This window comes from Proteus hauseri, assembly GCF_004116975.1.
GTDB lineage: Bacteria > Pseudomonadota > Gammaproteobacteria > Enterobacterales > Enterobacteriaceae > Proteus > Proteus hauseri.
This window is the reverse complement of sequence record NZ_CP026364.1, coordinates 176,313-195,049: the sequence shown is the minus strand read 5'-3', so window position 1 is coordinate 195,049 and position 18,737 is coordinate 176,313. Positions and strand designations below refer to the sequence as shown.

16 protein-coding genes are annotated in these 18,737 nt (G+C 35.9%); 12 read left to right on the top strand and 4 right to left on the bottom strand.

Translation table 11 applies throughout. The features are described 5' to 3' along the window. From PH4a_RS00870 to PH4a_RS18095, 5 genes are read left to right on the top strand one after another with little or no spacing between them, the layout of a single operon-like run. Complete coding sequence (locus PH4a_RS00870) at window positions 1-477, top strand: hypothetical protein (protein WP_129037045.1); 477 nt, start codon at window positions 1-3, stop codon at window positions 475-477. After that, complete coding sequence (locus PH4a_RS00865) at window positions 477-947, top strand: DUF1833 family protein (RefSeq protein ID WP_129037043.1); 471 nt, start codon at window positions 477-479, stop codon at window positions 945-947. Before PH4a_RS00870 ends, PH4a_RS00865 begins: the two co-directional genes overlap by 1 nt. Next, complete coding sequence (locus tag PH4a_RS00860) at window positions 944-1,336, top strand: NlpC/P60 family protein (RefSeq protein WP_129037040.1); 393 nt, start codon at window positions 944-946, stop codon at window positions 1,334-1,336. The genes PH4a_RS00865 and PH4a_RS00860 overlap by 4 nt, the downstream gene beginning before the upstream one ends. Beyond that, window positions 1,323-3,791 carry a host specificity factor TipJ family phage tail protein gene (locus PH4a_RS00855; RefSeq protein WP_129037038.1) on the top strand — a complete coding sequence of 823 codons (2,469 nt, stop codon included), beginning with the start codon at window positions 1,323-1,325 and terminating at the stop codon, window positions 3,789-3,791. Before PH4a_RS00860 ends, PH4a_RS00855 begins: the two co-directional genes overlap by 14 nt. Window positions 3,792-3,849: 58 nt before the next feature. Beyond that, window positions 3,850-6,081: a tail fiber/spike domain-containing protein gene (locus PH4a_RS18095; protein WP_164971514.1), complete on the top strand. Its 2,232-nt coding sequence runs from the start codon at window positions 3,850-3,852 to the stop codon at window positions 6,079-6,081. Window positions 6,082-6,116: 35 nt separating this feature from the next. Here PH4a_RS18095 and PH4a_RS00845 read toward each other — a convergent pair whose 3' ends face one another. Genes PH4a_RS00845 through PH4a_RS00835 form a run of 3 tightly spaced genes read right to left on the bottom strand, consistent with a single transcriptional unit; the run spans window position 6,117 to window position 8,976 of the window. Next, complete coding sequence (locus PH4a_RS00845) at window positions 6,117-7,691, bottom strand: DUF6056 family protein (protein ID WP_129037036.1); 1,575 nt, start codon at window positions 7,689-7,691, stop codon at window positions 6,117-6,119. Then, window positions 7,685-8,614, bottom strand: a complete 930-nt coding sequence (locus PH4a_RS00840) for a glycosyltransferase family 2 protein (RefSeq protein WP_129037034.1) — start codon at window positions 8,612-8,614, stop codon at window positions 7,685-7,687. Before PH4a_RS00840 ends, PH4a_RS00845 begins: the two co-directional genes overlap by 7 nt. Continuing rightward, entirely contained in the window at window positions 8,614-8,976 is a 363-nt protein-coding gene (locus tag PH4a_RS00835) for a GtrA family protein (protein ID WP_099659828.1), read from the bottom strand. The genes PH4a_RS00840 and PH4a_RS00835 overlap by 1 nt, the downstream gene beginning before the upstream one ends. 666 nt (window positions 8,977-9,642) lie before the next feature. Between PH4a_RS00835 and PH4a_RS00830 the strand changes: the two genes are divergently transcribed. The 4 genes from PH4a_RS00830 (at window position 9,643) to mlaA (ending at window position 12,702) form a co-directional block, all read left to right on the top strand. Beyond that, entirely contained in the window at window positions 9,643-10,218 is a 576-nt protein-coding gene (locus tag PH4a_RS00830) for a fused DSP-PTPase phosphatase/NAD kinase-like protein (protein WP_129037032.1), read from the top strand. 892 nt (window positions 10,219-11,110) lie between these two features. Then, window positions 11,111-11,296, top strand: a complete 186-nt coding sequence (locus PH4a_RS00825; RefSeq protein ID WP_129037029.1) for a hypothetical protein — start codon at window positions 11,111-11,113, stop codon at window positions 11,294-11,296. Between the two features lie 33 nt (window positions 11,297-11,329). Further along, window positions 11,330-11,779 (top strand): P-loop nucleotide/nucleoside kinase family protein, encoded by a 450-nt coding sequence (locus PH4a_RS00820; protein WP_129037027.1) that lies wholly within the window; start codon window positions 11,330-11,332, stop codon window positions 11,777-11,779. A gap of 173 nt (window positions 11,780-11,952) precedes the next feature. Then, a complete protein-coding gene (mlaA, locus tag PH4a_RS00815; protein WP_064720524.1) occupies window positions 11,953-12,702 on the top strand; it encodes a phospholipid-binding lipoprotein MlaA in 750 nt (249 codons plus the stop codon). A 75-nt stretch (window positions 12,703-12,777) separates the two neighbouring features. Here the strand turns inward: mlaA and fadL are convergent, their stop codons facing one another. Then, window positions 12,778-14,133, bottom strand: coding sequence for a long-chain fatty acid transporter FadL (fadL, locus tag PH4a_RS00810; protein ID WP_129037025.1), 1,356 nt, complete (start codon window positions 14,131-14,133; stop codon window positions 12,778-12,780). Window positions 14,134-14,478: 345 nt separating this feature from the next. Here fadL and PH4a_RS00805 point away from each other — a divergent pair, with 345 nt between their 5' ends. The 3 genes from PH4a_RS00805 (at window position 14,479) to fadJ (ending at window position 18,506) form a co-directional block, all read left to right on the top strand. After that, entirely contained in the window at window positions 14,479-14,775 is a 297-nt protein-coding gene (locus PH4a_RS00805) for a YfcZ/YiiS family protein (RefSeq protein WP_074379363.1), read from the top strand. Window positions 14,776-15,033: 258 nt separating this feature from the next. Beyond that, window positions 15,034-16,338, top strand: coding sequence for an acetyl-CoA C-acyltransferase FadI (fadI, locus tag PH4a_RS00800; protein ID WP_129037023.1), 1,305 nt, complete (start codon window positions 15,034-15,036; stop codon window positions 16,336-16,338). Continuing rightward, window positions 16,338-18,506, top strand: coding sequence for a fatty acid oxidation complex subunit alpha FadJ (gene fadJ / locus PH4a_RS00795; RefSeq protein WP_129037021.1), 2,169 nt, complete (start codon window positions 16,338-16,340; stop codon window positions 18,504-18,506). Before fadI ends, fadJ begins: the two co-directional genes overlap by 1 nt. Window positions 18,507-18,737: the final 231 nt, after the last annotated feature.

Sequence of the window (18,737 nt, the reverse complement as noted above, 5' to 3'; positions counted from 1 at the left end):
ATGGTTATTAATTACCCTGATTGGCTTCCTCTGGCGCAGAAAGCCGATAAAAGCATGACACTAGATACTGGGTTCTTGACAGACCAGCCACAGGTAGGCGCACCTATATTCCAGAAGCTAACTGATGACTTAAAAACTGTATGGAGTGTGAATTGGATATTTACACTTCAACAGGAGCGTGCGTTTGCACAATGGTTGCGCAGTCCTAACTATCTTGATAATTGTAATCGCTGGTTCAGGATGAAAATTAATCTTGGTGGTAGTGGATTGCAGGAACAGGAATTGCATTTTGTTTCCTATCCAGTGCAAACCAGTATTAATGGATCTTCTGTAACATGGACTGGTCAGGTCATTAGCAAGAAACTTTATAATTCAGATGATGAATTCGACGATATTATTGTTGAGTTTCCGTCACCATTTGGAAGTTGGCTTGATATTATCGTTACTGAGACTCTACCTAAGTATAAGGAGTTGTAATGCCTACACTAAGAGAGTATCGGGCACAAAGGCCAAACAGAATACTTTATGAGACGCTGCAATTTAGCCATCCGTCATTTGGCGATATCTATCTTGTTTCTTATCAAGTATTCCCAAAGGTTCTAGGTGGGGTTGAATATCAGCCGTGTAATTTCGAACTATCTGACAGTCAGCAAAGCAGAACACCCATAATCGACGCTAGTGTTAAATTTAGCCGTGTCGCACAAGACTTTAAGCAGAAACTTAAACTATGGAAATCATTCAATAGGATGACACCTATAGAGGCTAATTATCGCTTATTTGATGAGAAAGACAAAGGCACAGCAATCACTCGATGGAAATTATTTGTGAAAGATGTGTCGATGGATCATGAGAGCGTCACTGTCACGCTATCTATGAGTAACCCATTGAATAAAAACATCGGACGCATTTATGAACCGCAAGAATGGCCGGGCTTGGAGGCTGTATGACAACTCAAGATTTCATCAATAAAGTCATCGGTAAACCATGGAAAAACAGGTCTTGTACATTTGATGCTATGGACTGTTGGGGGCTTGTCGTTCTCTATTATCGTCACGTTCTAGGTATTGAGACCCACCATCACGCAGGATATGAGTCGGAAACTGATTTTGTTACTTGCTATAACAATGAAGTTGAGTTTTGGGAGAGAGTAAATAAACCAGAAAATAACGGAATATTTATAGGATATATAGGCTCAAAACCTGCTCACATTGGCTTGATTATCGACGGTAACGCATTACATAGTCGAGGTGAGAACGGCTCTGTGAGAATGGATAGGATGATTGTTCTTGAGAGAAAATTCACTAAGTTGGAGTTTATGAAGTATGCCAATGATTGAAATTCAGCGTGTCGCTGGAATGCCGAAAGAGAGAGTCGAGATAAAAGCCGGCTCTCTTTTTTTTGATTGGTTAAAAGAGCAAAACTTTCATCATGACGTTGATATCTATGTTAATGGCGTAAAGATTAACGATGATGACCGCCTTGACTTTGTTGTTAGTGAATTTCATCACATTCAAATATTCGACCAGCCGAAAGGGATTATTGGCGACATTCTTAATCCAGTATTTAAGTTTGTCTCCAAGATATTCTCATTCTTAGCGCCCAAAGCGCCATCATTTAGCGCCGCTGATGTGAATGCAAAGGAAAGCCCCAACAACCGATTAACTGGTCAAACTAATATAGCGAGAACATATCAGGCTAGACCTGAAATTCACGGACAAGTTAGAGCCTTTCCCGATCTCATTCAGCAATCAATGTTTGAATACATCGACAATAAAAAGATGGTTACCGAGTGGATGAACTTTGGTATCGGTTACTACACGATTGAGAACGTAAAATATTCAGAGTCTGAATTGCTCGCCCTTGATGGTGCTAGCTATCAGATATTCCAGCCGGGTGAAGTGATCCCACAGATATTCGAGGGGTTCGAATTCCCTGATGTTGACGGACAAGAAATGCCGGGTCCGAATGAAAGTGACGAAATACCACAATATGAGGCTACCGCTAACAATGTTATTTCTGGTGAAATTAAAGGTGGTGAGGCGGCCATAAAGATAGAGAAACAAGATGAGTTTCGATATTTTATGGATATTGTAAAACCTCGTTCAGTAAGCCTTGTTGTTAATGTTACTTATGATACCCCACAGGGTTCGGTTACAAAGGATATTAAGGTTGATGCTTATTTATCCGATGCGAAAGAAAGCGATGATGGCGCTATTATCTCACCAAAATATTACTACGAATTCTTTTTCACCAATTTAACTGGCGGTGATTTAGCAACTCTTCCGCCTAATGCGACTGTTAACACATCAAAGTTTATTCTCTATGACAATCAGTTCCTAACAGTAGGGCCTTTCTTTTCTCCACTTGATGGTGGTGAATTATGGGTACATTTAAATGCTCAGCTTGGTGATGGTGATCAGGCTAATGCAAGAATTGAATTCTGGAAGGTTGATGATAATAACAATGAAATAACAGGAACGAGAGAGTCATTCAATAGGGGATTCCCGTCAGCACCAAAAACAAAAACATACTATCTTACGGAAAAATTCAAGCCGTTGGCTGGATATGGAAGATATGCACTTCAATTAACTCGATTAGAAAACAGTAATGATCACAGCATTCTTAAGCTAGAGGAAGTCTTTATTGTTAGAGAGAGGATTAACGAAGTACATGAAGAAGATACGCTTGTTAAAGTAACAGTGAGGGCAACAGAAGCGCCAACAGGAGCAAGAGAGCGCAAATATAACGCACTGGCCACACGCCATGTTATTAGTTACGACATAAATATCCGTAGTGTTGATTATACATTACGACCATCACGATCATTTGCTGATGCTGTCGCTCACACTTGGTTAGTTACTGCAGGGCAACCAGAAAGCACCATTGATTTATATGGATTGTATTCAATCTATGAATCACTTCCAGATAAGCGTTTAGGATATTTTGATTACACGTTTGATGATGAGGATGTATCGCTGGGTCAGCGTATAGAAACAATATGCAATGTTGCTCGTGTTATTTCCTTTTGGGATAACGGCGTGCTTACATTTACCCGTGAGGAGGAAAAGCAGTATCCATCTGGCACCTTCAATAGAGCTAACACAACAGGAAATGGATTTTCTCTTTCTTATGATATGACGATGCCAAGCGGTAATGATGGTGTTGAAATCGAATATGTAAACCCCAAGACCAACAAAAAGACCTATCTCAAGTATCGTATTGAAGATAACAAAATAGTTAAAAAGCCAGCTAATAACCCTAACAAAATAACCATTCATGGTTGTCGTAATGAGTATCAAGCGACAGATAGAGCACTATTAGAAATGGATAGGTTAATACATCAGCGTATGAGTATCAGTGTGCAAACTCTCGCAGATGGTGATTATGTTTATCCTGGAGACTTAATTATTGTTGCTGACACATACGATAAGAATCAACAGGCGGGTTATATAGTTGAGAGGATCGACAATCAGTTTTCAACAAATGAAAAAGTTGTCTTTGATGGTGAGATGTTTACTTGTATCACTGATCACCTAGGTAACACAACAGAAAGGTTTAAAGCCACACCAAGAAGTGATACCGATTACGGATTTATCGCTGATATACCTAACATCCAGCTAAACATCTATGACGGCATGAATATTCAATCTCCGTCACGTTACGTTATATCCAATATCGTTGAAATGGACTCAATGAGGTGGATTGTAAGCGACAAAAAGCCCAATGCAGACGGAACTTTCAGCATTACAGCAAGTGAGTATTTTTCTGCAAAGAAGGATTACAACGTTTAATTAAATTCATTTCAATCATAGCCAGCATAAGCGCTGGCTTTTTTTATTGGGAAAAATTATGTCTACAATTCCAACACAAAATCCAGTTCCAAGTGAAACAGCGAAAGACCTGAAATTTAACTCAGGTAAAATTGACGAATTCGTTACGTCAATGAAAAGCAAATATATCGATAGATTTGGGCAAGAGCATTTTACAATCGAAGGGTTGCGCTGGATTGCTCAACAAGCAATATCTCAATTTGGATACATTACCTTAGACTCGTTCCAAAAAGGCGCAGAAATAACATTGCCAAATCAAGTCTTACGTAATGAAGTTACAGGGGAATATTACCGCTGGGATGGTGCGTTACCAAAATCAGTTCCTGTTGATTCAACTCCTGATAGTTCTGGTGGTGTTGGTATTGGTAAATGGCTGAATGTCAGTGACGCAACTTTAAGAGGAGACCTTAATAAAAATGATGGTGCAAAATTAATAGGATATGAAGAAATATCAGTATTTGAAAAACTAAAAGAAATAAAATCAGTAATAGATTACGGCGTAAAGGGTGACGGATCTGATGAATCATTGGCTCTTCAGGACGTTATAAATTCAGGGGTGGTTAATGTTCCGGATGGTATGAGTATACATATTAAAAATGTAACAATTCCTAACGGAACGCATATAAATCTGAATAACACTGGAGCTATAGTAATTGATGAATATAATGCTCTTAAATTTAAACAAGACAAGATTATCCATGTAAAACCTGCTGATAAAGGAAGTTGTACAATAACGCTAATTGATACAGCACTTCCTGAATCAACTAAATGGATAAAAATACACAGACCTTTCATTCAAACAGATCAGTGGTACATAGATAACTCTGAAAACCAAAATGAGTTAGGTTATACAGCAGAGGTATTTTTTATAAAATCCATAGATGGAAACACTATAACGCTTAGTGAACCAGTTGGTTTTGAATTATACAACGATTCATATATCACTCTTATTGAAGGTGATCGAACCACTGTTACAGGTGGAATAATAAAAAGTAATGTGCAAAATACCCCCACGGGGGCTGCAATATTTGCATCAGATATATCTAATGTTGATTTTGTTGGGGTTCTTTTTGATCTGTACGACCATGCAGGTATTAGATTCAATGCTTCACATTCTATAAACTTTACTCGGTGTGTATTTAAGCGTAGTAAACTGGGTAATTTAAATTATTCCTATGGGTGTACTGATTGTTGTGTGTCATACAGTATTAGCTACGGAAGCCTATTACACGATGGGGCTATTACAGCATTCGCTGGGTGTCGGAGAGTATTTTCTTTATATAACAAATACTATTTAGAGGTTAGCAATCTTGAACTAGGTGGGTTTTATGTCGGTGCTAAATGCATAGGCTGCAAGTCTATTGGTGACACATTTATTGGTGGTAAGTACGGTGTTATGGCAATGTTTGGTGCGCAGCAGTTTGAATTTATATCACCGTACTGTAGAGGGCAGCAAGATGCCGGGGTGTTCGTGGAGAGATGTCAGCACTTTAAAGTAATGGAGCCTAATGTAGACCTAGATCACTCGTCTCGTTCAGATTCAGATCCTACGTTTGGGAGTATTGTCATAAAGGATTGTGATAATTACCTGCTACATAATTCATTATCGTTATGTAGGAACACAAAGAGAATGCTAAGTATTTACTCTTTTGATTTTAATAAATCAAAATCAAGGGTTGGTGTTAATATTTCACTGAAAGGTACTGGTGGGGTTAGATTAATCGTACCAACTGTTGATGCAATTATAGATGGGGTGATATCAAATGGAGCTATATCATATTATCAACCAGGAAGTATTACCAATCGGTTAATAGTGACTAATTGTGATGTATCTACGATAGCTTTATATAATTTCATCAATAGCACTATCAGTAACAATAAATTAAGAGGAAGTGAAACTGGCATTCAGGTGTTGGGTCATACTGCAAAATGGAATTACTTTATTAATAATTCATTTCATGGCGCATCATTATGTTATGAGCTCACTGAATCAAATAAATTCATGAATAGTATCAAAGGAGTTAACTTATTTGGTGGTTCATCAAGAGTTTGCAATTTCCCTATAAAAAGCTCAGATCAAGTTGCTGTTGGGTACCAATCTTCAAATCCAGCTCCGAAGGGATTCACATTGTATGTTACAGAGCATTTAGATAATGCTGATATAAATAGGAGTAAACTATTGTTTAGGCACACTGGTTTCAATAGAGGAACATTTCAGGATTGGAAGTCACTTAACATCAGTGAGTCATAGCAGTAAGGGAAGGGGTTTAATCCTTCCCTTATTTTCTAATAAAATTTAATATCTTTTACGTTATCAATACTTATGTTATTTCGTGAGTCGCTAGTATATTTTTTTTCACCAATAACACTTGTGTTGTTTTGTATGTTTATTTTATATAACCGTCCATCATTTAAATAAACGAACATAAGATTTTTATCTAAGTCTAATCTTGTAGTATCAACAACCAGCATGGATTTGTTAGTTATGCTATCAAAGTAACTATATGCACACATGCCATATATAGTTAGTGTTTTTTCTTTATTATCACACTCATATATTGTTGAGTAATCAAACTTTGAATCTATAGCATTAATTTTTTTAACACCATAATATTGAGCCATGGATCCAGAGTGATAAGTATCAAATTTATCTCCATTTCTCATTAACCCTCTAAAATAATATTTTGGTATCGTTATTTCTGATATTCCATGTTTTTTACCATTTTCAATTATTTCCTCTCTTATTTTTGATTGTTCAAATGTTTTGGCATATGCAGTATTTATTGCCAAATAGGAAGGAATGAAAAATAATAATAAAGATAACAAAGAAATAGGTATAAAAACCTTCTTTCCTAAATCTATTGAATAAATAACGAATGAAATCATGCATAGCATGAATACAAACGGACCATTCATTGACCTTGGTTCGTAGTATGGGGTTGCTATCATCACGCAATTAGATATAACTAAAGCTATGAAAAATAGTATTATATATGGTTTGTACTTATTATTAATCCCAGTAAATGAAATGAATATGAGGGATATTATTAAAAACAGCACAGCTATCCACATGGAAGCAAATACGCTCTGCAGTGATGTATGTACAAAAATATACATCTTATAAAGTATTGGTGCTTCTTTCCAAGACACAAACACTGAGTATGATGCTCTTACATAATTACCTGGGGCCGCAATCAGAATTACCATTCCTATAAATGATGCTATTAGAGCCACCTTTAGCAATAGATCTATTTTACCATTGGTTATCTTTCTGTAAATAATGGTAATTATTAGCATGGAAACTAGTGTTAAACTGGTGTTTTCATTAGTCATCCCAGCAATCACACCCAAAACAAAAATATACAAATATTTTGCGGTGTTTATATTTTCATCATGTAGAGATTCCAGCGTCTTTCTGAGGAAATAAATAATAATCAATGTTGTCCATAGGTAGTTTGCAGAGCCAACAACCCAAAACATTACTTGTCCTAAGTTTGGGTTGGAAACCCAATAAAGCATAAATATCAGTAAAGATAATGCTGATAAGAAGTAGTTAGATATGTTGTTTATTTTTAGAGCTGACTTTGGAAGTAGGACTATGTTTGCAATAAGTAACACGGTGCCAAAACTATTTATAATGGAAATAATATAATGATTGTCTATCGATAATATTGTTGAGCTTATATAGTCAGCAACAACCCTACCGCTCCACCCAAAATAATGTTTAACATGAGCCTCTAAGCCAATTCCCATATTATAATATGCATAATCATCAGAATGCATTGGTGTTATTAATGCTATTCGCAACACCAGTAAATAAATGATCAATAGTGTGATGGGAAATATTATTTTTTTTAACATTGTGAGCCCTTTCTATCTTTTAGTAGGTACTTAGGTCTTTTCTTGCTTTCAACATATATTCTCCCGATATATTCACCAAGCACACCAATACCAATAAGCTGAATACCTCCCAGAAATAAAATAGAAACCAGCAGAGATGGGTAGCCCGGAACTGGGTTTCCCCAAATAAGTTTATCTATAATCATCCACCCACCATAAACAAATGAAATGGCACCAACAAATAAGCCAATATAGGTCCACATGCGCAGAGGGAAGGTTGAAAAACTGGTGATCCCCTCCAGTGCAAGATTCCAAAGTTTCCAGCCATTAAACTTGGATTCGCCAGCGGAACGTTCAGCGCGAGAATATTCGACAATATCTACTTTTCCGCCAACCCAAGATAGAACACCTTTCATAAATAAGTTGCGTTCAGGAAGCAATTTAATGTTCTCAACTGTTTCACGAGACATTAAGCGGAAGTCACCCACATTTTCTTCAATCTTTGGTGTGCTGATTTTATTATGCAGTTTATAGAACCATTCTGCTGTTTTGCGTTTCAACCAACCATCAGTAGATCGGTCAGTTCTTTTTGCTAAAACAACATCAGCACCTTGTTTCCATTTTTCTATTAATTGTGGAATAACTTCTATTGGATCTTGAAGGTCAACATCAATTGGGATTATTGCTTCACCAGTGGCATGATCTAATCCAGCAAAAAGTGCAGGCTCTTTACCAAAGTTTCTAGTAAAACTTAATGCCACCACTTGCTCATCAGCTAACGACAATGCATTAATGATATTTTCAGTTGAATCTTTACTACCATCATTGATAAAAATAATTTCAACGTCATATTTTTTTAGTTCTTCATTTTCACGAACCGTTTTATAAAAAATAGGTATCGCTTCTTCTTCGTTGAAAACAGGAACAACTAAAGAAATTTTCATTACTCTATTCCTTTAAAGACAAATAATTTTGAGTAGAAAAAGCCAAGAACAAGGCTAATTGCTGAAAATGCAACTAAGGTAATTATTGGCATTGCATTGAGTTTATCGGCTATAAATCCAGTCAGATAACTTAACACACCCATAAATACTGTGAATGCAATGTATCTCCCACCCGTTGCTTTCTTCTTAAATGTAAACTTAGCGTTAGCAAAGAAGGAGAAAGTTACAGCAATGATGAATGCGATCAGGTTAGCAGTGGCCTGTGTCGTGGAAAATAAATAAACCAAAATACCGAACACGACCCAATGCAAGAGCGTGTTAATAACACCAACAGAAAAGTATCGTGCAAATAACTGGAGCATATTAAATTATCTTATAATAAAAATTGATGGGTGAGTTTAGCACTAATGTAAATTTAGGTCAGTAGTGGATATGCATACAACCATTTAGTTTTTGGAGAGTATAGCAGGGTGTGGAATTAAAAATGAGTAGGTGGTATAAAAGTATCACCTTTCTCATAGGTTCGATCTCCAAATCAAATTCATTCTCCCTAATTGGGTAAAATAATGGGTAAAATATTTAAATTTTAGTAATTTATTACTATAAATCAACGAAATAATCATTGCTTGTGAAGTCTGTAGGGAACGCCAATTACATTTCCTTTTTATTTGCTCACATGATTTACCTCTAATATTTATATCAAATCAAGCTAATCCATTGTTTAGTTTTGTATCTACCTGTTTATTAATAAATTTTCCAGTAAAAATAAACAGTTATGTTTTTATCCAATAGCCAAAAAAACATAAGAATAATTAATGATAAGTCTGTTTTTATACTAATAGAAAGTAAGCTGAGGTGTTTGATGGTGAAGAAGTTTATTTAATCCATCAATCAACCTATTGAGAATATAAAAAATCACACTATGATTAAGAAGTTTTGCTGAAAATTAGGATGATAGCTGTAATAAAATAAGTAAAAATAACTATTGTATTTTGATAAATCAAATCAACTCAAAGGGTTAAGAATATATGGATATAAAACTAATCAATCATGCTCGGTATTTAAAATTCTTTTTATTTACTTATTTCTTTTTATTAATAGGATGCAGTTCTCGTTCTAGCGATGTGCTTGTAGCACCTGAAAATTTTCATCAGGTTTCAGCTCAGGTTTATCGTTCTGGTCAACCAACTCATGGCGAAATGAAGTGGCTCGAATTGCAAGGAATTAAAACGATTATTAATTTACGACAATATCATAGCGATAATGACGATGTAGAAGGAACTCAACTCAAAATTTTTCAAGTAAGAATGAATGCAAATAACATTACAAACTCAGATGTTATTGAGGTGTTGCGTAAGATAAATAGCACATCTGAGCTGGTATTAGTGCATTGCTGGCATGGTAGTGATCGTACAGGAGCAATTATTGCTATGTATCGTCTTGTATTTGAAGATTGGACAAAAGAGCAAGCTATTGCTGAGTTAAGAAAAAAAGAATACGGATACCATGAAACATTTTTTCCTAACATTATTCAGTATATAGAGGAAGTTGATATTTCAGCAATAAAGCAACAAGTATTTAGCCACCATACTGATAAAAAATAGCGCTAAGTCGGTATTAATAATAATTAATTTATCATTTTAAAAAAGAAAATAGAGTTTGCTTATTGAGTTTATATCAAGCTCTATAAATTAAAATACAGTAACTTAAAATTATAAGTTTGATAGATATTATAGAGAGAACGCATCAGATAGAAAAATTATACTAATCTCAGAATGACGGTGCCAAAGTCTAATGATACTCATACAGGAAAATGTTGATAAATACTTATTCGTGATTTTATAAATATCCCCATTGTAATGCATAGTTAAACCATTAAAGGGAGATGGTGACGTTTTTATATCCTTATGTGACAGTTCCTTATCCTGCTGTTTAAAAAACAAAATTAATGGATTATTTATCTTTCTGTTGCCAATATAAATAATAACCTCATCTATAATAATAATGAAAAACAACTGTTTTTTTAAAAGGAAAATATGCTATTGAAATAATATCTAATTTAGAACGTTTTTATAAGAATAGTCTTTGTTTTTATGGCTTAAAAATTATTTATAATAAATTTCTTACTTGTGTGGAAATATTTTATTGCTAGGTTAACTTCAATCTATTTATCAGGTTATTTATCTTATGTTGTATATATTAACCTTTATATTTATTATTTTCTATCACTTATTGGTAGGGGTTAATTATATTCTTAACCTGTCAAATAAGCGGTTTTTTTATGATGCCTTATCTGACATAAAGTTATGGAAATATATTTTTCGAATATAAAGAAAATCAACATGACATATTATTAACTCAATTAATTACTGATATTGATCACACTATTACTGATGAAAATTTTAATTTTTTATCAATTTTTATACTGAGAATGGTACGTTAGTTATAAAAGAAAACTTAAATATTTCAGGAAAACTAGAGTTAAAAAAAGTATTTATGTCAATTACTGAGTTTTTTAATCACTCTCTTTATGTATCTCAAAGTAAGGTGAAGATTATTTTAGGTGAAGATTGTGCACTCGTTTTCGTTGAAACAGTTTTGAATACTAAAATGTCTAATGGTGCTGATTTTAATACAGTAAGAGAAGCTATTTATGTATTTAAATTAATTGATAATCGATGACTTTGTGTTACCGATAATCCTTATGGCACTGATTTGTTAAAATCAACATTAGCGAAAGCGCTTTCAAATCATCCAAGAACAGTATTAATTAATGAAGATACGTGGTTATCACTATTTTATCCTAATCAAATAAAGACACTCGCGAACTATATAGAGAAAAGTGAGTTGATTAAAAATGCTTTAGCTGTACATATTGCAAATATTCTTAATGCGGGGAATCGCGTTATAATGGATTTTCCTACAAATACACCAAACCAACGTAGTTGGTTGAAATTATTAGCTGATAATACAAGAATGCCTTACTTATTTCATATACTGAAAATAGATAGTAATGAATATAAGAAAAGATTATTACAGCGTAATCAACAGAATGGAAATCCATTTCAAGCAACAGAAGCTGAGTTTGATCTTATAACTCAGCATTTTTCTTATCCTGCGCCATCTGAAGGTTTAAACCAGAAAAAATATAGCGAATTTAAATAAACACAGTTTATTTTTCATATTAGCTCGTTAGGATAAACCCAAAAACCGAATTATCTTATAAGATCAACACCTAATAAAAGTACCACTTGTGGCACATTGACAGTATTATGTATAGAGTTAATGGATATGCAAAATAGATGCTATTCATAATAAAATAACGAGCGGAGAACATTATGAAGTATCGCCTGTGCGGTGTTGCTCTTTCAATTGCCTTACTTTCAGGATGTGCAAATACCCCTAATAATGGGGAAGGGCGTTCCGATCCATTGGAAGGATTTAACCGCCAGATGTTTGATTTTAACTATTATGTTTTAGATCCTTATATTTTGCGCCCAGTGGCTGTTGTTTGGCGTGATTATGTGCCGCCACCAGCACGTAATGGTTTATCTAATTTTTTAGGCAACCTTGAAGAACCTGCAAGTATGGTTAACAGCATATTACGTGGCGACTTTGAAAAAGGGGCTAAACACTTTGGCCGTTTCTGGATTAATACTGTTTTTGGCATTGGTGGTTTAATTGATGTCGCAGGTATGTCTAAAGAATCGATGGAAAAAGAAGTTCCAATGCGTTTTGGTAGCACTTTAGGCCATTATGGAATGGATTATGGCCCTTATGTTGTATTACCGGGCTATGGTAGTTTTACCGTTCGTGAAGAGGGTGGTGATTTAGCGGATGTTACTTACCCTATGCTTAGTTATCTTACATTTTGGATGTCTGCAGGAAAGTGGGCATTAGAAGGAATAGAAACGCGAGCTCAATTACTCGATTCAGATGCTATTTTGCAAAACTCATCAGATCCATATTTGATGATGCGCGAAGCTTATTTCCAACGAAATGACTTTATAGCAAATGGTGGAGAGTTAAAACCTAGTGATAATCCTAATGCGAAAGCGATTGAGGATGATCTGGATTCTATCGACTAAAATATTGTGTTTATGTTGATAAATAAAAAAATGGTCTTTTTCAAGACCATTTTTTTGGTAAAAATAAAAGAATAATTAGAAGCGATAGTTAAAGTTCATACCGTATAACCATGCTTTACCTGATGATTCAAATTCGTAAGCAGGTAATGGTAAGTCTTCAGATAATTTCTCTTTAATAGTGACTTTTTTACCGTGCATGTAAGCTAAGCCTACATCAACAGACATATCTTTGTTAAATGCATAAGTTGTACCAGCACTTAACCAGAAACGATCTTGGTCTGGAATAGAGATAGAGCGTTTGTTCGCGGGTACTGGACTATCATCAAAAGCAATACCAGTACGGAATGTCCAGTTGTCATCGTGATAATAGGTTGTACCTAAAGCCACACGCCATGCATCACGGAAACCTTCTTCTTTCTTAAACAGTTGTTGCCCATCACTTTTACGAGTTGCTTTTAATTCTTCAAAAGCACTCCAACTGGTATAAGCAAAGTTGTAGTGAACAGCCCATTTAGGCGCTACACGGTGATAAGCAGCAAACTCCCAAACTTCAGGTAAATTAAGGTCTAGTTTACCTGCAACGGTTTGACCATCAGTACCTACAACGCCCATATCTTCAAGTTCAGGAATTGCACGTATATCACTTTGATATTCACCGTCTTTAAATTTTACTTTTACTTTTGAACGATAAGTAAAGCTAATGCGGTTGCCTTCATCAAATTCATATAATAAACCCGCGTTCCAACCAAAGCCCCATGCATCGCCTTTTAATTGGGCGAAACGATCACTTGGAGACAAGCCAGATAAATAGCCACCTAGTTGTTCCATTCCTGGTCTTTGAGAAAGAGCACCGCCTAAAACTTTACCTGCTTCACCAACATGGCGAGTGATTTCAGCATCAGCATAAAGAGCGTTTAAGCCTAAACCAACACTGAATTGATTATTTACACGGTAACCCGCACTTAAGTTTAAGTTCATGGTTTTCAGATCTGTTTTACCGCCGATAAGACCAGCTGGATAGTCATTTTTAAAATCAGTCGCTAAACCAAAGTTGGTTGTGCCAGATGCACCAATTGCCCATTTATCATTGATAGGGGCAACAAAGTGAATGTTAGGAACTAGTGCACTTGGTGCAATATCGTCAGCACTTGTGTTTGTGCCAGTGAGTGGTGATTTACCTTTAATATCGACGCTTGGGTTAATATGAATAGCACCCACTGAAAATTCAGGGCGATCAAACATAGTGAGTGCCGCAGGGTTGCGGCTGCCTACACTTGCGTCATCTGCAATAACGCCTTCCCCAGAAAACGCACGACCTAGTGCTGATGTAGAATATTCATTTAACTGAAAACCGGCAGCGCCTGCTTGAGAGGAAATAGTTCCTACAATGGCAGCTAGTGCTGTGCGAGTAAACAGGTTTTTACGGTTCATGACCTAAACCCTCATAATTTTTTTAAGTTAGTAACTTCTGATTAGAAGCGCTGGATTTTAGGTGCGGTTGTCGTTATGACAAATCAGACCAGTTGCTTAAGTATAAAGTTGAATACCACAAATGTTGCAAGTATGTTTTATTAATATTGCTGTTTTGATGTCAAAATTGAGATGCAATTAACATATTTTTCACAATCTGTGCCAATAAAGATGTTTTTGATTGTTAAATAAACAGAGAAATCAATTTTTTTTGTAAAAGTGTAAAATAATTTGAGCTAAAGCAGTTTATTTTATTTTTTTACGATTATGATAGATAATTAACACTTCTTTCGTTGGGAGAGTAAAATGGCAAACGCAATTAATCGTTGTAGTGCAGAAGAAACAGCTGCTTGCTGCTGTGTCGATGTGGGTACCATTATCGATAATAAAAACTGTACTGCTTCATACGAGCATATCTTTTCTGATAAAGCACAAGCTGAAGCAATGTTAGAGCAATTGAGTGCGAAAGCACGATCAATCGCTTCAGAACCTTGCCAAATAACGCATAAAATTTCTGAAGTTGATGGTGGCATTCAATTAGTTGCTGACTTCACTTTCTCTTGTGAAGCTGAAAACTTAATTTTCCAGTTGGGATTACGTTAATCCACTGAAAATAAATAAAACTAAGGCTGTTGATAATCAACAGCCTTTTTTATCTCTCGCTTATTACTCCTCATATAGTTCATCGTTATTTATTACTTCCTTTTACTATTACTTGCGGCTTTCAGGCATTTGAAAGAAATAATGCGTGCTAACTCCCAGTTCTCATAAATTGATGTTTCTGATAAGTGAAATTTTTGTTAACACTATTGTCAGGTCAGACCTCTTTGGTGTTGTGGGATCAATTTTTCAGGAGTCATTATGAAGTCATCAAATAACAGTGCTGTAAAAGATCGCATTGCTATTGTAAGTGGTTTACGTTTACCTTTTGCAAAACAAGCGACGGCATACAGAGGGATCCCTGCTGTTGAATTAGGGCGCACCGTTGTACAAGAGCTCGTTATTCGTAATGAAATTCCACCCGAAATCATTGATCAACTGGTTTTTGGACAAGTTGTACAAATGCCAGAAGCCCCTAATATTGCCAGAGAAATTGTTCTTGGTGCGGGGTTAAGCGTTAAGACGGATGCTTATAGTGTCACCAGAGCCTGTGCTACCAGTTTCCAAGCAATTGCTAATGTTGCTGAAAGTATGTACGCAGGCCACGTTTCTGTTGGAATTGCTGGGGGAGCTGATTCATCTTCTGTTTTACCTATCGGTGTTAGTAAAAAGCTCGCCGATGTATTGCTCAGTTTAAATAAAGCCAAAACATTAGGCCAAAAACTCAGTTATTTAAGCCAATTAAGGCCTCGTGATTTATTGCCCGTTGCTCCTAGCGTTGCTGAATATTCTACAGGGTTACGCATGGGAGATACTGCAGAGCAAATGGCGAAGACCTATCATATTTCTCGCGTAGCACAAGATGAATTAGCTCATCGTTCTCATCAACTTGCGGCTAAAGCATGGGAAATGGGAAAACTGAATGATGAAGTAATGACGGCATTTTTCCCTCCTTATAAAGAAGGTTTTCATCAAGATAACAATATCCGTAAAAATTCTGTATTAGACTCTTATGCCAAATTAAACCCTGCTTTTGATAGGCGTCATGGTAGTGTGACAGCAGCAAATAGCACACCACTTACTGATGGCGCGGCGGCAGTGTTGATGATGAAAGAATCTGTTGCTAAAAGTTTAGGTTATCAACCTTTAGGTTATCTGCGCAGTTATGCTTTCACTGCAATTGATGTGTGGAAAGATATGCTATTAGGGCCTTCTTATGCTACACCTTTAGCGCTTTCTAGAGCTGGACTTGCACTAAGCGATTTAACCTTAATTGATATGCATGAAGCCTTTGCCGCTCAAACTTTGAGTAATTTAACGCTATTTGGTAGCGAACGATTTGCCAAAGAACAGTTGGGACTATCTAAAGCAATTGGGGAAGTGGATATGGATAAATTCAACGTATTAGGTGGATCCATAGCTTATGGACATCCTTTTGCTGCAACAGGCGCAAGAATGGTTACACAGACACTACACGAGCTTAAACGCCGTGGCGGTGGATTTGGGTTAACGACGGCTTGTGCTGCTGGTGGATTGGGTGCTGCGATGATTTTGGAGGTGGAATAATGGACTTACAACAAACAAAACCAGCCACACCAGAAAAACTGCCTGTTTTTCAATTTTCTGTACGCGCTGATAAAGTTGGTGTTATTAGTATTGATGTGGTTGGTGAAAAAGTTAATACCTTAAAAGCCGAATTTGTTGAACAGTTTCAACATGTTTTAAAACAAGCGCAACAGCATTCAGGAGTAAAAGGATTAATTATTACATCTGGTAAGCCAGACTGTTTTATCGCAGGTGCTGATATATCAATGATTGCTGGGTGTAAAACAAAAGAAGAGGCAAGTGCTTTGGCTAAAGCAGGGCAAGATCTTTTTACTCAACTTGAAAACTATCCATTGCCTGTTGTCGCCGCCATTAATGGGGCATGTCTTGGTGGAGGACTTGAATTAGCCTTAGCATGTCATGGACGTATTTGTTCTGATAACAGTAAAACACGCTTAGGTTTGCCAGAAGTTCAACTTGGTTTATTGCCAGGTTCTGGTGGAACACAGCGATTACCTCGTCTTATTGGCGTAACTGCAGCATTAGATTTAATTTTAACCGGTAAGCAAGTCGATGCTAAACGTGCATTAAAACTAGGTATTGTGGATGATGTGGTATCTCAAGATATTCTATTAGATGTTGCCGCAAAATGGATTTTATCAGGTAAAAAAACACAGAAAAAACATTCAATACTTGAACAATTCTGGGCTAATACGACGTTGGGGCGAAATATTTTATTTGGACAAGCTAAAAAACGTATTTTAGCTAAAACTAAAGGACATTATCCAGCCGCTGAACGTATTTTGAATGTAATAGAGCGAGGGCTTGAAAAAGATATTCAAACAGGTTTTAAAGAAGAGTCAAATGCGTTTGGTGAATTAGCTATGACACCTGTTTCATCCGCATTACGTCACCTTTTTTTCGCATCTACAGCATTAAAAAATGAAACGGGTTCTAATGAAAAACCTGACTCTTTACAGCATATCGGTATTCTAGGTGGTGGATTAATGGGGGGCGGTATTGCTTTTGTCATCGTGACAAAGGCACATTTACCTGTACGAATTAAAGATATAAGCGATAAAGGTATTGCTCAGGTTTTTAATTATAGTTGGAAAGCCCTTTCTTCAAAAGTGAAGAAAAGAAGATTACAACCTCGTGAACGTCAGCGTCAAATGGGGTTATTATCAGGCACATTAGATTACAGTGGTTTTCATCAATCTAATCTTGTCGTTGAGGCAGTGTTTGAAGATCTTACCTTAAAGCAAAGCATGGTGGCTGAAATTGAAAAAATAGGTGATGGGAAAATTATTTTTGCTTCTAACACATCATCTATACCTATCAGTAAGATTGCAGAAACAGCAAAATATCCAGAAAAAGTGATCGGGCTTCATTACTTTAGCCCGGTTGAAAAAATGCCCTTGGTTGAAGTGATCCCCCATGATCAAACAGATGAAAAAACTATTGCAACGACAGTTGCCTTGGCAAAAAAACAAGGAAAAGTCGCTATTGTTGTAGGCGATAAACCGGGTTTTTACGTTAATCGAATCCTTGCTCCTTATATTAGCGAAGCATTAACTTGTTTAGTTCAAGGTGAACCAATAGAAAATATTGATAAAGCATTAGTTCAGTTTGGTTTTCCTGTGGGGCCAATTCAATTGCTTGATGAAGTGGGAATTGATATAGCAACCAAAATCACGCCTATTTTAGTTGATGCATTTGGTGAGCGATTTGCTTCACCATCAGCCATAGATGCTATCATTGCTGATGATAGAAAAGGGCGTAAGAACGGTCGTGGTTTTTATCTTTATGCGCGTCATGGGTTACCATTGTTATTAAGCAAAACAAAAAAACGTTCTGATCCCACGATTTATCGATTATTGAATATTAAGCCAAAGAGCCAATTATCTGCATCCGAAATTACAGAACGTTGCTTATTGCTTATGCTTAATGAATCAGTACGTTGTTTAGAAGAAAACATTATTAAACAACCGAGAGATGGTGATATTGGCGCTGTCTTTGGTATTGGATTTCCTCCTTTCTTTGGTGGTCCTTTCCGTTATATGGATAGTATGGGAACCACTAAAATTGTAGAAAAACTTAATCAGCTAGCAGAAAAACAGGGTGAAAAATATCGCCCTTGTGAACGATTAACTGAAATGGCTAAACGAAATGAGCGTTTCTATGATTAATTTGTTTTCTATTTTTCTTATTTTCTATAATAGTTAGAAAAAAGGCGCTAATGCGCCTTTTTTCTTTTCTCTTTTGAGTCAGATTAAGAATTGATGAATCTTTAATGGAAAAAAGAGCCAAAACTGTTAATTATAGTGAGATATGACAAAATAATTTTTAAAAAATGTATTAAAAACGATATTACTCAAAATAATATCCTGAAAAATAAATTTAAATTTTTAGATTAATGA

Bases quoted from the DNA above. Each gene is read 5' to 3' on its own strand.
- PH4a_RS00870 (WP_129037045.1), top strand. From the start codon at position 1: ATGGTTATTAATTACCCTGATTGGCTTCCTCTGGCGCAGAAAGCCGAT.
- PH4a_RS00865 (WP_129037043.1), top strand. From the start codon at position 477: ATGCCTACACTAAGAGAGTATCGGGCACAAAGGCCAAACAGAATACTT.
- PH4a_RS00860 (WP_129037040.1), top strand. From the start codon at position 944: ATGACAACTCAAGATTTCATCAATAAAGTCATCGGTAAACCATGGAAA.
- PH4a_RS00855 (WP_129037038.1), top strand. From the start codon at position 1,323: ATGCCAATGATTGAAATTCAGCGTGTCGCTGGAATGCCGAAAGAGAGA.
- PH4a_RS18095 (WP_164971514.1), top strand. From the start codon at position 3,850: ATGTCTACAATTCCAACACAAAATCCAGTTCCAAGTGAAACAGCGAAA.
- PH4a_RS00845 (WP_129037036.1), bottom strand. From the start codon at position 7,691: ATGTTAAAAAAAATAATATTTCCCATCACACTATTGATCATTTATTTA.
- PH4a_RS00840 (WP_129037034.1), bottom strand. From the start codon at position 8,614: ATGAAAATTTCTTTAGTTGTTCCTGTTTTCAACGAAGAAGAAGCGATA.
- PH4a_RS00835 (WP_099659828.1), bottom strand. From the start codon at position 8,976: ATGCTCCAGTTATTTGCACGATACTTTTCTGTTGGTGTTATTAACACG.
- PH4a_RS00830 (WP_129037032.1), top strand. From the start codon at position 9,643: ATGGATATAAAACTAATCAATCATGCTCGGTATTTAAAATTCTTTTTA.
- PH4a_RS00825 (WP_129037029.1), top strand. From the start codon at position 11,111: ATGTCAATTACTGAGTTTTTTAATCACTCTCTTTATGTATCTCAAAGT.
- mlaA (WP_064720524.1), top strand. From the start codon at position 11,953: ATGAAGTATCGCCTGTGCGGTGTTGCTCTTTCAATTGCCTTACTTTCA.
- fadL (WP_129037025.1), bottom strand. From the start codon at position 14,133: ATGAACCGTAAAAACCTGTTTACTCGCACAGCACTAGCTGCCATTGTA.
- PH4a_RS00805 (WP_074379363.1), top strand. From the start codon at position 14,479: ATGGCAAACGCAATTAATCGTTGTAGTGCAGAAGAAACAGCTGCTTGC.
- fadI (WP_129037023.1), top strand. From the start codon at position 15,034: ATGAAGTCATCAAATAACAGTGCTGTAAAAGATCGCATTGCTATTGTA.
- fadJ (WP_129037021.1), top strand. From the start codon at position 16,338: ATGGACTTACAACAAACAAAACCAGCCACACCAGAAAAACTGCCTGTT.